The 14206-nt window shown below is 73.7% G+C and carries 10 protein-coding genes; 3 read left to right on the top strand and 7 right to left on the bottom strand.

Going from position 1 to position 14206, the window contains the following annotated elements:
- Positions 1 to 70: 70 nt before the first annotated feature.
- The 3 genes from EV384_RS18345 to EV384_RS18335 are packed head-to-tail and all read right to left on the bottom strand — an operon-like array spanning position 71 to position 4104.
- Positions 71 to 1171 (bottom strand): iron-containing redox enzyme family protein, encoded by a 1101-nt coding sequence (locus tag EV384_RS18345; RefSeq protein ID WP_130334983.1) that lies wholly within the window; start codon positions 1169 to 1171, stop codon positions 71 to 73.
- 52 nt (positions 1172 to 1223) lie between these two features.
- Positions 1224 to 2987: a thiamine pyrophosphate-binding protein gene (locus EV384_RS18340; RefSeq protein WP_130334981.1), complete on the bottom strand. Its 1764-nt coding sequence runs from the start codon at positions 2985 to 2987 to the stop codon at positions 1224 to 1226.
- Positions 2980 to 4104, bottom strand: coding sequence for a baeRF2 domain-containing protein (locus tag EV384_RS18335; protein ID WP_130334979.1), 1125 nt, complete (start codon positions 4102 to 4104; stop codon positions 2980 to 2982). Before EV384_RS18335 ends, EV384_RS18340 begins: the two co-directional genes overlap by 8 nt.
- Before the next feature lie 139 nt (positions 4105 to 4243).
- On the opposite strand from EV384_RS18335, the gene EV384_RS18330 reads away from it, so the two are divergent.
- Both EV384_RS18330 and EV384_RS18325 read left to right on the top strand, forming a co-directional pair.
- Positions 4244 to 4792, top strand: coding sequence for a hypothetical protein (locus EV384_RS18330; RefSeq protein ID WP_165440159.1), 549 nt, complete (start codon positions 4244 to 4246; stop codon positions 4790 to 4792).
- Between the two features lie 37 nt (positions 4793 to 4829).
- On the top strand, positions 4830 to 5690 hold the full coding sequence (locus EV384_RS18325) for an alpha/beta fold hydrolase (protein ID WP_130334975.1): 861 nt from the start codon (positions 4830 to 4832) through the stop codon (positions 5688 to 5690).
- 68 nt (positions 5691 to 5758) lie between these two features.
- Here EV384_RS18325 and EV384_RS18320 read toward each other — a convergent pair whose 3' ends face one another.
- A complete protein-coding gene (locus tag EV384_RS18320) occupies positions 5759 to 6097 on the bottom strand; it encodes a DUF3817 domain-containing protein (RefSeq protein WP_242624146.1) in 339 nt (112 codons plus the stop codon).
- A 181-nt stretch (positions 6098 to 6278) separates the two neighbouring features.
- On the opposite strand from EV384_RS18320, the gene EV384_RS18315 reads away from it, so the two are divergent.
- A complete protein-coding gene (locus tag EV384_RS18315; protein ID WP_130334972.1) occupies positions 6279 to 7757 on the top strand; it encodes a glutamate-cysteine ligase family protein in 1479 nt (492 codons plus the stop codon).
- An 89-nt stretch (positions 7758 to 7846) separates the two neighbouring features.
- Here EV384_RS18315 and treZ read toward each other — a convergent pair whose 3' ends face one another.
- The 3 genes from treZ to glgX are packed head-to-tail and all read right to left on the bottom strand — an operon-like array spanning position 7847 to position 14032.
- The gene (gene treZ, locus EV384_RS18310) at positions 7847 to 9580 is read right to left on the bottom strand and encodes a malto-oligosyltrehalose trehalohydrolase (protein ID WP_130334970.1); all 1734 of its coding nucleotides are present in this window, start codon (positions 9578 to 9580) and stop codon (positions 7847 to 7849) included.
- Positions 9577 to 11913 carry a malto-oligosyltrehalose synthase gene (gene treY / locus EV384_RS18305; RefSeq protein ID WP_130334968.1) on the bottom strand — a complete coding sequence of 779 codons (2337 nt, stop codon included), beginning with the start codon at positions 11911 to 11913 and terminating at the stop codon, positions 9577 to 9579. Before treY ends, treZ begins: the two co-directional genes overlap by 4 nt.
- A 1-nt stretch (position 11914) precedes the next feature.
- The gene (gene glgX, locus EV384_RS18300) at positions 11915 to 14032 is read right to left on the bottom strand and encodes a glycogen debranching protein GlgX (RefSeq protein WP_130334966.1); all 2118 of its coding nucleotides are present in this window, start codon (positions 14030 to 14032) and stop codon (positions 11915 to 11917) included.
- Positions 14033 to 14206 lie beyond the last annotated feature (174 nt).

Here is a 14206-nt window from a genome sequence, read left to right as displayed (position 1 = left end):
AGCGGGCAAAGGCCGCGCGGAGCGGGCCCGAAGCGCAAGATTCGCGAGTCGGGCGGGGTCGGGCGGGGTGTCAGGCGACGGCGGGCAGGTCGGTGCGGGGGCGGTCGGCGGCGGGGCCGGGCGGGGCGGGGAGGGACGGGGACGGCGCGGCGGGGCGGAGGGAGGAGGCACTGGCGGCCCAGGCGTGCAGCAGGTGGGTGGCGAAGCGGCGGTCCAGGGCGAGCGCGGCGGCGGCGCCGAAGAGCACGTCGGCGGCGAGGGCCGGCTCGGCGGCGACCAGGCCGCCGCACAGGTCGTGCGCGGCGATCTGCTCGTGCACCGCGTCCGCCTCGACGTGCTCGTCGTAGAAGTGGGTGGCCACCTCGTCCAGGCCCAGCCGGCGCAGTCCGTTGCCGTACCGGCGGTTAGGCAGCGAGGAGGTCATCTCCAGCGCGGCCAGATGTCCGAGGAGGGCGCCGCGCAGCCGCCGGTGCAGACCGAACAGCGAGATCAGGTTGTTCGTCGCCAGGGTCACCGCCGGGACCCGGTCCAGGTGGGCGGCGTACCCGGAGTCGAGGCCGAGGCGGTCCATGGTGCGCCGGAACAGCTCGGCGTGCATCCGGTCCAGCCGGCCGTTGCCGTACTCGTCCATCTGGATCTCCACCAGCGCGGCCTTGGCCCGGCCGCCGAGCCGGGGCAGCCCCCAGCTGTGCGGATCGGCCTCCCGCAGGTGGTAGACCGACCGGTGGGCGACAAATTCACGGAACTGCGCCAGGCTCGCCCGGCGCTGGAGCGCGGCGGCGAGCGACGGACCGTCGGCGGCGGCCACCAGCTCCGCCAGGGCCTGCGGCACGCCGCCCGACAGCCCAGCCGGCAGCGGCCCGACCAGCCGACGCAGCGCCGCCTCGAAGGGCCGCTCCGCGCGGGCCCGCAGGGCCAGCAGCGAGGGCTGCCACTCCCACTCCTCGTCGACGTCCCGCCAGCCCCGGTAGTGCAGCTCGTAGCAGAGGAAGAGAGTCAGCTGCAGGTCCTCGTCGGCGATCGGGTCGCCCGCGACGCCGAGGTCGACGCCGAGGCCGGCCGGCAGGTCGTGCGGCGGCTGCCGCAGCGCCGCCAGCAACGCGGCGGAGACCGGCCCGCGCGACCCCGGCAGCGGGGCGGGACCGTAGCGGCGGTCGGGGACGATGGACATGCGGCCTCCCGGGCGGTGGAGATCGCCCGGAAGGTGCCCCGACCAGGACCCGCTAAACGAGGTCCTCGGCCTCCACGCTCACCTGGGCCTCGAGCATCCGCTCGCGGACCCGCCGGGCGGCGTCGCCGTCGGCGAATACCCCGCGCAGGTCGGCCAGCGCCGGCTCCGGCGGGTTCAGCGGCACGGCCGGGTCGACCACCGCCTCCAGCACGCTGGGCCGGTCCGCCGCGAGCACCTCGTCCCAGGCCGGGCCGACCAGCTCCGGCCGGTCGACCCGGACACCGTGCAGGCCGAGCAGCCGGGCCCAACCGGCGTACGGCACGTCCGGTCGCCGGTCACCCAGCTCGCCGGTCGGCCGCCGGCCGCCGCCCATCCCCGAGCGGTCCCGGTTGTTCAGCACCAGGATCACCAGCCGCGGGTCCCGCCACTCCCGCCAGTGGTGCGCCACGGTGATCAGCTCGGCCAGTCCGTTGAGCTGCATCGCGCCGTCGCCGAGCAGGGCGAGCACCGGCTCGTCCGGGCGGGCCAGCTTGGCGGCGACCGCGTACGGCAGGGCGCAGCCCATCGAGCCGAGCGTCCCGCAGAGCTGCGCGCGGACGCCCGGGGGCAGCTCCAGGTGCCGGGCGTACCAGTAGAGGACCGACCCGACGTCGACCGCGACCGAGCCGTCCCGGGGCACCCGGGCGGAGAGCTCGTGGAGCACCAGCTGCGGGTTGACCGGCTCGGCCGGGGCGGCGGCCCGGTCGGCCGCGGCCTGCCGCCAGCGGTCCACCGAGCTCTCGACGACACCCCGCCACTGCTGGTTGGGCCGGTCGGTGACCCGGCCCAGCAGCGCGGCCAGGGTGTCCGCGGCGTCGCCGACCAGCGGGACGTCCACCGGGTACCGGGTGCCGATCCGCCGTCCGTCGATGTCGATCTGGATGGTCCGCACCTGTCCCGGCATCGGGAAGTAGTCCGTCCACGGGTCGTTCGTGCCGACCAGCAGCAGGGTGTCGCAGCCCCCCATCAGCTGGGCGGCGGCCGTGGTGCCGACCTCGCCGAGCACCCCGGTGTGGAACGGCAGCCGCTCGTCCAGCACCGGCTTGCCGAGCAGCGAGGTGGCCACCCCGGCGCCGAGCCGGTTGGCCAGCGCCACGATCTGGTCGGCGGTGCCGTGCCCGCCCTGGCCGACCAGGATCGCCACCCGCTGGCCGCCGGCGAGCAGCGACGCGGCGGCGTCCAGGTCGGCGTCGTGCGGCAGCACCCGGGCCAGCGGCTCACCCGGGGTCGCGGTCAGCACCCCCGCGGTCTGCGGCAGCAGGTCCGGCACCACGGCTTCCTGCAACGCGCGCGGCAGCACCACGCACGTCGGGCTGCGGGTGGCGGCGGCGGTACGGAACGCCTGGTCGAGCAGGGCGGGCACCTGCTCGGCCACCCGCCCGTACCGGACGAACTGGTTGCAGACGTCGCCGAAGAGCCGGCTCAGCCCGATCTCCTCGTGCGCGCCGCCGAGCGGACCGGTGACGTCCTCGCCCACGATCGCCACCACCGGCTTGCTGTCCAGCTTGGCGTCGTAGAGGCCGTTGAGCAGGTGCACGGCGCTCGGCCCCTGGGTGGCCAGGCAGACCCCGATCTCGCCGGTGAACTTGGCGTGGCCGGTCGCCATGAAGGCGGCGGTCTCCTCGTGCCGGGCCGGAATGAACTGCGGGTCCCCGCCGGCGCGGTCCAGCGCGCCCACCAGGGGGGCGATCGCCTCCCCGGGGTAGCCGAAGGCCCGGGGCACCCGCCAGGCGCGCAGCCGCTCCACCACCAGGTCTGCGACCGTCCGATCAGCCATTGCCCCGCCCGGGGGTGCCGGCGTCGACGTAGCGCAGCACCGCGCCGACGCCCTCGGTGAGCTCGGGCGCCTCCTCCGGCGCCAGCACGGTCAGCTCGGCGTCGGTGCCGACCAGCGCCCGGAGCAGGGCGGCGTCGGCACGGACCCGCTGGGGGTCGGCCACCGACATGTTCATCAGCTGCCCGGGGTCGGTGGCGATCTCCGTCGGCTCCGGGCCGATCCAGAGCTTGCCGTTGGCGGAGGCGTCGTCGACGATCAGCATCGTGTCGACCTGGTTGCGTTGCAGCGCGGAGACGACCGCCTCCAGCCCCGCGCCGACGTCCTCCTGGACGCCGAACCGGTCCAGCGCGGTGGCGATCCGCTGGTCGGCGACCTCGGCGATGGTCTGCACGGTGAGGTCGTCCATGGCCATCGGGTCGGCGCCGTCGGTCCGCGAGCCGGCGTCGGTGCGGACCAGCACGTCCTGCCAGCGTTCCGGGAGCTGCGCGGCGATCATGCCGGTGGCCCGGATGTCGCCGGCGACCACCACCACGTCGGCGCCCACCTTCGCGGCCAGCTCGGCGGTGGCCGCGGCGGCGTCGCCGGCGTTGTGGTGCCAGGCCTCCATCGCCGCCCGCTGGTAGCGGGACTGGGACCAGCCGCCGGGATTGACCCGGCGCAGTTGGTAGCTCTCCCGACCCTTGACGTGCGCCTTTCGGGGCACCCCGCCGGCGCTGACCGCGATGGCGTCCGCGCCGCTGCGGTCCGCGAGCACCCGCACCCAGGCGACCTGCTCGCCGCGCTGGGCGACCAGCGGCATGGTGTGCGGGAGGATGGACCAGCTGGCCAGGTCCCGCAGCGGCGGCGCGGAGAGGTACTCGGAGAGCACCACCCGTCCGCCGGTGGCGAAGACGGCCAGACCGTAGTCCCCCACCATCGGGTCGTGCCCACGGACCACCCGCTCGACCGCGTCGATGTTCGCCGGGTCGGCGCCCTGCTCCAGCAGTCGGCCCTTGAGGGCCCGCCAGCGCAGGTCCAGCGCGGGACGGGAGTCGTGGGTGTCCCGGGAGGCGTCCAGATAGACCGAGCACCACGGCCCGGGACGGTCGTAGAGCGGACGCAGGAAGGACAGCTGCATGCTCGACCCCTTTCCAGCTCGGCCGCACGCATACCCGCGCCGTCCCGGATGTCACCTGGCGGCCATCGCGTGACCGGTGTTCATTCACGTCGTTCAACCCGAGGAGCCGATACCATCAGTGAACGAAACGGGACTCTCGGTGGTGATGATGGATACCGACCTCCATATCCGACGCGTGGTTCGGCCGACGGAGCGGATCGTCACCGGGCGGGTGGTCCGGTTGCTGGAGGGCTACCCCCGCGAGGTGCCGGTGCGCCAGCCCGTGCTGGTCGCGGTGCTCATCGCGGCGGGCGTGATGGGGCTGCTGATGCTGCTGGTGCGGTCGCTGCTGAGCAGCGGTGGCGGGGCCGCGCGGCGCAGCTTCAAGGAGTTGAAGAAGGGGCCGGAGTTCCTGGTGACCCCGCTGCGGCTGCGCGACGGCGCGGACCGGCTGCTGGAGGTGGAGCTGCACGGGCACCTGCCGCAGAGCGCGCTGCACCCCGCCGACCACGTGCAGCTCACCCTGCGCCCCCAACGCGACCCCGAGCTGCCGCCGCGGATCGAGCGGATCGTCAACCTGACCACCGGCCAGCTGCTCACCCCGCGTACCGCGACGGTCTGGTCCCACCTCGGTCCGCCGCTGCTGCTCCAGGCGATGCTCGGCGCGCTGCTGCTGGCCGGAATCGCCGCCTGGACGGCGCTCGGCTGAGGTTTCCGCCCGGCCGGTCGCGGGCACCGGTGCGGCCATGTTCGCCGGATTCACCCTCGAGGAGATCGACGTCGGCCCGGTGCGGCTGCGGGTCCGGCACGGCGGGTCGGGGCCGCCGGTGGTGCTGCTGCACGGGCATCCGCGCACCCATGCCACCTGGCACCGGGTAGCCCCGCTGCTGGCCGAGCGGCACACCGTGATCTGCCCGGACCTGCGGGGCTACGGCGGCTCGTCGAAGCCACCGAGCGACCCGGCGCACACCACGTACGCCAAGCGGGCGATGGCCGCGGACGTGGTGGGGCTGCTCGACGCGCTCGGCCACGACCGGGCGGCGGTCGTGGGCCACGACCGGGGCGCGTACGTGGCGATGCGGACCGCGCTGGACCACCCGGCCCGGGTGAGCCGGCTCGGGGTGCTCGACGGGGTGCCGATCGGCGAGGCGCTGGCCCGCTGCGACGCCCGGTTCGCGGCCCGCTGGTGGCACTGGTTCTTCCTCGGCCAGCTCGACAAGCCGGCCGAGCGGGTGATCAACGCCGATCCGGACGCCTGGTACGGCGGCTCGCCGGAGGCGATGGGCGAGGAGGCGTACGCCGACTACCGCAGCGCCATCCACGACCCGGCCACGGTGCACGCGATGTGCGAGGACTACCGGGCCGGCCTGGGCCCGGACCGGGCGGCGGACGACGCCGACCGGACGGCCGGCCGGCGGATCGGCTGCCCGGTGCTGTTCGTCTGGTCCGAGCGGGACGACATGGTCGACCTCTACGGCGACCCGGCGGCGATCTGGCGGGACTGGGCCGACGACGTCCGCGCCGCATCGGTGGGCTGCGGGCACCACCTGGCCGAGGAGGCGCCGGAGCGGCTCGCCGCGCTGCTCGCCGACTTCCTGGCCGGCTGAGCGGCCCGGCCGGTCGCCGGGGCGGGCGCGGGCCCGGCCCGTGGGTCGGACGTCGCGCGGCCGGCGGGTCAGCCGACGGGGGTGGGGATGGGCTGTGGGGTCGACGCGTCGTCGAGCAGGCCGCGCCGGCGGGCCCAGCGCTCGAAGAACAGGGTGGCGAACGGCGGCACCGCGCAGGCCAGCGCCAAGGCGGTGGTCAGCAGCCGCCACCGGCGCAGCCGGGCCACCACCAGGACGAGGATGCCGTAGACCACGAAGAGCGCGCCGTGGATCGGCCCGAAGACGTGCACGCCGGTCTCGTTGGCGGGCGGGCCGTACTTGACCGCCATGCCGGCCAGCAGGGCCAGCCAGGAGCACGCCTCGGCGATCGCCGCCGCCACGAACAGCCTGGTCGTCTTCTCGCGCATCGCCTCTCCCCACTGGTCGCCGGCCATGCTAGCCAAGCGCACCGGGCCGGACCGCGCGGCCGGACGCCGGACGCGACGGGGATCACGGGGCGGTGACTGGGTAGGTAAAGGTCCATCGGGTCTTCCCCGCCCGGCCGTGGCGTGCAAGGTTAGGGGAACCAGCGGTGACAGGGTGGTGACCATGGGCGAGGACGTCGGCGCGAGGACCTTCAGCCGGGAGGACCGGGCCCGCTACCGGGAGAAGGTACGCCGCTGTCTCGACGTCTTCGCCGAGATGCTGCGCGAGTCGCGCTTCGACGTGGAGCGGCCGATGACCGGCCTGGAGATCGAGCTGAACCTGGTCGACGACGACTCGGAGCCGGCGATGCGCAACGCCGACGTGCTGGCCGCCATCGCCGACCCGGCCTTCCAGACCGAGCTGGGCCAGTTCAACGTCGAGATCAACGTGGCGCCGCGCCGGCTGGTCGGCACCGGCACCGCGCAGTTCGAGGAGCACGTCCGGGCCAGCCTGAACGCCGCCGAGGAGAAGGCCCGCACGGTCGGCGCGCACATGGTGATGATCGGGATCCTGCCCACCCTGCGCCCCGAACACCTGACCGCCGAGACGCTCTCGGCGAATCCCCGCTACGCGCTGCTCAACGAGCAGATCTTCGCCGCCCGCGGTGAGGACCTGCGGATCTCGATCAGCGGCGTGGAGCGGCTGGCCACCACCGCGGACACCATCACCCCCGAGGCGGCCTGCACCAGCACTCAGGTCCACCTCCAGGTCAGCCCCGCCCAGTTCGCCGACTACTGGAACGCCGCCCAGGCGATCGCCGGCATCCAGGTCGCCCTCGGCGCGAACTCGCCGCTGCTCTTCGGCCGGGAGCTGTGGCGGGAGACCCGGGTGCCGCTCTTCCAGCAGGCCACCGACACCCGCCCCGAGGAGATCAAGGCCCAGGGGGTACGCCCCCGGGTCTGGTTCGGCGAACGCTGGATCACCACCGTCTTCGACCTGTTCGAGGAGAACGTCCGCTACTTCCCGGCGCTGCTGCCGGTCTGCGACCCGGAGGACCCGGCCGAGACCCTGACGGCCGGGGACGTGCCGAAACTCGCCGAGATGCGGCTGCACAACGGCACCATCTACCGCTGGAACCGGCCGGTCTACGACGTGCTGAAGGGGCGCCCACACCTGCGGGTGGAGAACCGGGTCCTGCCCGCCGGCCCGACCGTGCTGGACACCATCGCCAACAGCGCCTTCTACTTCGGGCTGGTCCGGGCCCTGGCGGAGTCGGACCGGCCGCTGTGGTCGCAGATGTCGTTCAGCGCCGCCGAGGAGAACTTCACCAGCTGCGCCCGGCACGGCATCGACGCCCAGGTGTTCTGGCCCGGGCTGGGCTACCTGCCGGTGACCGAGCTGGTGCTGCGCCGGCTGCTGCCGCTGGCGTACCACGGGCTGGACCGGTGGGGGCTCGACCCGGCCGAGCGGGACCGGCTGCTCGGCATCGTCGAGCAGCGCTGCCTGACCGGGCGCAACGGCGCGAGCTGGCAGGTGGAGACGCTGCACCGGTTCGAGTCCGCCGACCACCTGGACCGGCCGGCGGCGCTGCGCGAGGTGGTCCGGCACTACGTGGAGCTGATGCACAGCAACCGCCCGGTCCACGAGTGGCCGATCCCCTGACGGCTCAGCCCTGTTCACGGTCGCTTTCCGGCCCGACCGGGTGCCCGGCCCGGAGCCAACCCGCACGATCGGCCGGCGCCGCCGAGGCGTCACAGCGCGACGATCGCCGCCGTCTCGGCGGGCAGCTCGATCCCGTCGCGCATCACGGTGACCCCGGTGCCGGTGGCCAGCAGCACGCTGCGCACCACCCCGGGCAGGTTGATCCGCTGCGGCTTGCCGGCGAGGTTCGCCACCACCAGGCACTCGCCCCGGCGCATCAGCAGGAACTGGTCGCCGTGCCGGACGTCGACCGCGTGCAGCCGCGGGTCGGACAGGTCGGGGCGGCTCCTGCGCAGCGCGATCAGCCGCCGGTGGAAGTCGTACATCTCCCGGTGCTCGGGCTTGTCCAGCTCGGCCCAGTCCAGCCGGGAGCGGACGAAGGTCTGCGGGTCCTGCGGGTCGGGCACGTCCCCGGGCGGCCAGCCGTGCGCGGCGAACTCCTGTCGCCGCCCGGTCGCCACCGCGGTGGCCAGCTCCGGCTCGGGGTGGCTGGTGAAGAACTGCCAGGGGGTGCTGGCCGCCCACTCCTCCCCCATGAACAGCATCGGGGTGAACGGCCCGGTCATCAGCAGGGTGGCGCCGACCCGCAGCAGCGCCGGGGAGAGCGTCGCGGAGATCCGGTCGCCGGTGGCCCGGTTGCCGATCTGGTCGTGGTTCTGCAGGTACGCCACGAACCGGTGCCCCGGGGTGCGCTGCCGGTCGACGGGGCGGCCGTGGCTGCGGTTGCGGAAGCTGGACCAGGTGCCGGCGTGGAAGAACGCGCCGGTCAGCACGTCGGCGAGGCACTCCAGCGAGCCGAAGTCGCCGTAGTAGCCCTGCCGTTCGCCGGTGAGCAGGCCGTGCAGGGCGTGGTGGGCGTCGTCGTTCCACTGGGCGTGCAGGCCGTAGCCGCCGGCCTCGCGCGGATTGATCAGTTTCGGGTCGTTGAGGTCGGACTCGGCGATCAGCGACAGCGGCCGGCCCAGGTGGGTGGAGAGCGACTCCACCTCGACCGCCACCTCCTCCAGGAAGTGGGTGGCCCGGGAGTCCGGCATGGCGTGCACGGCGTCCAGCCGCAGCCCGTCGACGTGGTAGTCGCGCAGCCACATCAGCACGCTGTCGATGATGTAGCGGCGCACCCCGTCGGAGTGCGGGCCGTCCAGGTTGACCGTCCGGCCCCACGGGTTGCTCTGCTCGCTGAGGTACGGCGCGAACATCGGCGCGTAGGCCCCGGAGGGCCCGAAATGGTTGTAGACGACGTCGAGGATCACCCCCAGCCCCTTGGCGTGCGCGGCGTCGACCAGTCGCTTCAGCCCGTCCGGCCCGCCGTACGGCTGGTGCGGGGCGTACCAGCAGACCCCGTCGTAGCCCCAGTTGTGCTCGCCGTTGAAGGCGTTCACCGGCAGCAGCTCGATCATGTCCACACCGAGGTCGACCAAGTGGTCGAGGCGGCCGATGGCCGCGTCGAAGGTGCCCTCCGGGGTGAAGGTGCCGACGTGCAGCTCGTAGAGGACGCTGCCGGGCAGTTGCCGGCCGGTCCAGCCCTGGTCGGTCCAGCGGTAGGCGGCGTGGTCGTAGAGCCGGCTCGGGCCGTGCACCCCGGCCGGCTGCCAGGCCGAGCGCGGGTCGGGCAGGGGCCGTTCGTCGTCGTCGAGCAGGAACGCGTAGTCGGTGCCCGGCCCGGTGCCCGGCACCTCGACCCGCCACCAGCCGTCCGGGCCGGCGCGCATCTCGTGGTCGGCAGCGCCGGGCAGGCGCAGCCGGACCCGGGCGGCCTCGGGCGCCCACACCGTGAACTCGGTCATGCGGCAGCCTCCACGGAATCGGTGGGAGCCAGCAGGGCGACGGGATACGTGCTCAGCAGATCATGCATCAGCAGCTCAGAGCCACTGTAGACCCGACCGGTGAACATGTCAGTCACCGAATGAACGGGAAGTGACAGGGTGGTGTCCCGCCAGCCGCCGGCCCGGTGCAGGCGCAGCGGCAGCCGGGTCGCCACCGCGATCGCGCCGCCCCGGTCGAAGGCGAGCGCGTGCGCCCCGGCCGGGCCGTGCGCCGGCACCGGGCGGTAGCCGGCGAAGAGCTCGGGGCGGTCCCGGCGCAGCCGCAGCGTCCGGGAGACCGCCAGCAGCTTCGCCGCGCCGTCGGCGGCCACGTCGGGCCGCCAGCCGCCGTCGAGCCGGGCCAGCAGGTCCCGTCGTACGGCGAAGTCGACGGGCCGGCGGTTGTCCGGGTCGACCAGCGAGTTCTCCCAGAGTTCGGTGCCCTGGTAGGTGTCCGGCACGCCCGGCATGGCGAGCTGGACCAGCTTCTGGCCGAGCGAGTTGGACCACCCGGCCGGGGTGATCTCGGCGGCGAACGCGGTGATCTCGGCGTGCAGTTCCGGGTCGTCGTACATCCGGTCGACCAGGGCGTGCAGCTCCCGCTCGAAGGCCGGGTCGGGGTCGGCCCAGCCGGTGGAGACCGACGCCTCCCGGGCGGCCTTCTCCACGTACGCGTGCAGCCGGCCCCGCTCGATCGGCCAGGCCCCGACGGCGGTCTGCCAGAGCAGGTGGGCGAAGGCGGGGTCGGCCAGCGGCGCGCGGGACATCCAGTCCGACACCCGCCCGGCCCAGCGCCCGGGCAGCTCGGACAGGACGGCGAGCCGGGCCCGCACGTCCTCGCCGCGCTTGGTGTCGTGGGTGGAGAGGGTGGTCATGCTGGCCGGCCAGCGCACCTGCCGGGCGGCGGCGAACCGGTGGAACTCCGCCGGCGGCACGCCGAAGTGGGCGGGGCTGCCGCCGACCTCGTTGAGCGCGACGAACCGGCTCCACCGGTAGTAGGCGGTGTCCTCCACGCCCTTGGCCATCACCGCGCCGGTGAGCTGCGGGAAGCGGGCGGCCAGCTCGTGCCCGGGGTCACGCAGCCGGGCGGTGACCGCGTCCAGGGCGGCGGTCAGGTCGGGCCGCCGCCGGCCCGCCTCGGACCGGGCGGCGGCCAGGTGCCGGGCGCCCTCCGGCGGGTAGCCGCGGTAGACCGGGAAGCAGGCGGCCAGCTCGGCCAGCGCCGCCCGGGCCTCCTCCCGGTCGAGCTCCGGGACGAGCGCGGCGAGCCGGGTCAGCTCGGCGGCGAGCAGCCGGCTGGCGGCGGCCAGCTTGGTGTCGTGGGTCAGGTTCTCCCACGAGGTGGCGTGCCCGGTGAGCCGGGTGTCGAGGGCGGTGAAGTCGCCCTCGGCGTCCGGGTCGACGAAGAGCCCGCTGACTGCCGCCAGGGCGTCGTAGCCGGTGGTGCCGTCCACCGGCCAGGCCGGCAGCTCCTCGCCGTACTCGAGGATCTTCTCCACCAGCAGCCACGCGGCCGGCGCGGCCGCGCGCAGCCGGGCCAGGTAGCCGGCGGGGTCGCGCAGCCCGTCCGGGTGGTCGACCCGGATGCCGTCCAGCTCGCCGGCGTCGGCCCAGCGCAGGAGCTCCGCGTGGGTCGCGGCGAAGACCGCCGGGTCCTCCACCCGCAGGCCGGCCAGGTCGGAGACGGCGAAGAAGCGGCGGTACGTCAGCTCGGCGTCGCCGCGCCGCCAGGAGATCAGCTCGTAGTGCTGCCGATCGTGCACCTCGCGCGCGGTGCCCGCGCCGGTGCCGTCGGCGATCGGGAAGCGGTGCTCGTGGTAGCGCAGCTCCCCCTCCACGACCTTGAGGTCGTCGAGGGCGTCGGGGCTGTCGGCGAGCACCGGCAGCAGCAGCCGGCCGCGGTCCCAGTCGATGTCGAACCAATCGGCGTACGCCGAGTCCCGGCCCCGGCGCAGCACGTCCCACCAGGCCGGGTTGGCCGCCGGTTGGGCGACCCCGACGTGGTTCGGCACGATGTCCACGACCAGGCCCAGCCCGGCGGCGCGCAGCGCGCGGACCAGCCGCTGCCGTCCGGCCTCGCCGCCCAGCTCCGGGTTGACCGCCCGGTGGTCGACCACGTCGTAGCCGTGCGCCGAGCCGGGGCTGGCGGTGAGCAGCGGCGCGCTGTAGAGGTGGGTGACGCCGAGGTCGGCGAGGTAGTCGGCGAGCCCGGCGGTGGCGTCGAGGTCGAAGCCGGGGCGGATCTGGACGCGGTAGGTCGACCCGACCCGCGTCGTCGCTGCCGTCGTCACATCGGGTCGGGGGGTGTCGGACATGTCAGGCCGTCCTCTCCAGGACCAGCAGGGAGCGGTCGGGCACGCAGACCGTGCCGCCCGCCTCCACCACCGTGGTCTTCTCCGGATCCGGTTCCGCGGTGCTGATCACCAGCTCCCACCGCTGCCCGAACTCCTCCCCGGGCAGGGTGAAGTCCAGCGGCGCGTCGTGCGCGTTGAACAGCAGCAGGAACGAGTCGTCCCGGTGGCGCTGGCCGTACTGGCCGCGCTCCGGGATGCCGTCGCCATTGACGAAGAGGGCCACCGAGCGGCCGAAGTCGTTGCCCCAGTCCTCGCCGGTCATCTCCCGGCCGTCAGGGGTGTACCAGGCCAGGTCGGGCAGGCCCGATCCGGCGGCCCGGCCGCCCACCGGCAGCCCGGTGAAGAACCGGCGCCGGCGGAACACCTGGTGGTGGTTGCGGAAGTCGGTGAGCCGCCGGACGAAGCCGAGCAGCTCGTCGTCGGCCCGCTCCCAGTCGACCCAGGCGAGCTCGCTGTCCTGGCAGTACGCGTTGTTGTTGCCATGCTGGGTGCGGCCCAGCTCGTCGCCGTGGCCGATCATCGGCACGCCCTGGGAGAGCACCAGGGTGGCGAGGAAGTTGCGCCGCTGCCGGGCCCGCAGGGCCAGCGCCGCCGGGTCGTCGGTCTCCCCCTCGACGCCGCAGTTCCAGGACCGGTTGTGGCTCTCGCCGTCCCGGTTCTCCTCGCCGTTGGCCTCGTTGTGCTTGTCGTTGTACGACACCAGGTCGTTGAGGGTGAAGCCGTCGTGGCAGGTGACGAAGTTGATGCTGTGGAACGGGCGGCGGCCGTCGTCCTGGTAGAGGTCGGCGGAGCCGGAGATGCGGGAGGCGAACTCGGCGAGGATGGCCGGCTCGCCGCGCCAGAAGTCCCGGACCGTGTCCCGGTACTTGCCGTTCCACTCGGTCCACTGCGGCGGGAAGTTGCCGACCTGGTAGCCGCCGGGGCCGACGTCCCAGGGCTCGGCGATCAGCTTGACCTGGCTGACCACCGGATCCTGCTGCACCACCTCGAAGAAGGTGGAGAGGCGGTCGACCTCGTAGAACTCGCGGGCCAGGGTGGCGGCGAGGTCGAAGCGGAAGCCGTCGACGTGCATCTCGGTCACCCAGTAGCGCAGCGAGTCCATGATCAGCTGGAGCGAGTGCGGGCTGCGCACGTTGAGGCTGTTGCCGGTGCCGGTGTAGTCGACGAAGTAGCGCCGGTCCTCCTCGGAGAGCCGGTAGTAGCTGGCGGTGTCGACGCCCTTGAAGCTCAGCGTCGGGCCCAGGTGGTTGCCCTCCGCGGTGTGGTTGTAGACCACGTCGAGGATCACCTCGATGCCGGCGGCGTGCAGCGCCTTGACCATGCCGCGGAACTCCTGGACCTGCTGGCCGAGGCGACCCAGCGCGGAGTAGCCGTGGTGCGGGGCGAAGAAGCCGATGGTGTTGTAGCCCCAGTAGTTGCGCAGCCCCAGGTCGGTCAGGCGGTGGTCGTGCACGAACTCGTGCACCGGCATCAGCTCGACCGCGGTCACCCCGAGCCGCTTGAAGTAGTCGATCATGACGGGTGAGGCGATCGCCGCATACGTGCCGCGCAGCTCCTCCGGGATGTCCGGGTGCCGCATGGTCAGCCCGCGCACGTGCGCCTCGTAGATCACCGAGTGGTGGTACGGGGTGCGCGGCGGCTTGTCGTTGCCCCAGTCGAAGTACGGGTTGACCACCACCGACTTCGGCATGAACGGCGCCGAGTCGTCCTCCGACATCCGCTCCGGTTCGCCGAGCACGTAGTCGTAGACGGCCGGGCCCCAGGTGACCTCCCCGTCGACCGCCTTGGCGTACGGGTCGAGCAGCAGCTTGTGCGGGTTGCAGCGCACCCCGTTCGCCGGGTCGTACGGGCCGTGGACGCGGTAGCCGTAGCGCTGACCGGGCTCGATCCCCGGGATGTAGGCGTGCCAGACGTAGGCGTCGACCTCGCGCAGCTCGACCCGGCGCTCGGCGCCGGTGTCCCACTCGTCGAAGAGGCAGAGCTCGATCCTCCCGGCCACCTCGGAGAAGATCGCGAAGTTCGTCCCCATCCCGTCGTACGTGGCGCCCAGGGGATAGCGCTCGCCCGGCCAGACCTGCATGTCGCTCCTTCGGCACATGATCATGAACGCACCGGACGGGCGGACCGCCGGTGCGCACGCCGCTAATGCCCCGTCGCCGGAGCGGCCAATCCACCTGTTCGGACCACACCCGATATCCACCCACCTGAGCTGCGGCGGAGCTTTGGGTGTCCTCCGTCACGATATGCTTATTCG

It is taken from the genome of Micromonospora kangleipakensis (assembly GCF_004217615.1).
Taxonomy (GTDB): Bacteria; Actinomycetota; Actinomycetes; order Mycobacteriales; family Micromonosporaceae; genus Micromonospora; species Micromonospora kangleipakensis.
Note: the sequence above shows the minus strand (reverse complement) of the source record. Positions and strands in the feature narration are given on the sequence as shown.

Bases quoted from the DNA above. Each gene is read 5' to 3' on its own strand.
- EV384_RS18345 (WP_130334983.1), bottom strand. From the start codon at position 1,171: ATGTCCATCGTCCCCGACCGCCGCTACGGTCCCGCCCCGCTGCCGGGG.
- EV384_RS18340 (WP_130334981.1), bottom strand. From the start codon at position 2,987: ATGGCTGATCGGACGGTCGCAGACCTGGTGGTGGAGCGGCTGCGCGCC.
- EV384_RS18335 (WP_130334979.1), bottom strand. From the start codon at position 4,104: ATGCAGCTGTCCTTCCTGCGTCCGCTCTACGACCGTCCCGGGCCGTGG.
- EV384_RS18325 (WP_130334975.1), top strand. From the start codon at position 4,830: ATGTTCGCCGGATTCACCCTCGAGGAGATCGACGTCGGCCCGGTGCGG.
- EV384_RS18320 (WP_242624146.1), bottom strand. From the start codon at position 6,097: ATGCGCGAGAAGACGACCAGGCTGTTCGTGGCGGCGGCGATCGCCGAG.
- EV384_RS18315 (WP_130334972.1), top strand. From the start codon at position 6,279: ATGGGCGAGGACGTCGGCGCGAGGACCTTCAGCCGGGAGGACCGGGCC.
- treZ (WP_130334970.1), bottom strand. From the start codon at position 9,580: ATGACCGAGTTCACGGTGTGGGCGCCCGAGGCCGCCCGGGTCCGGCTG.
- treY (WP_130334968.1), bottom strand. From the start codon at position 11,913: ATGTCCGACACCCCCCGACCCGATGTGACGACGGCAGCGACGACGCGG.
- glgX (WP_130334966.1), bottom strand. From the start codon at position 14,032: ATGCAGGTCTGGCCGGGCGAGCGCTATCCCCTGGGCGCCACGTACGAC.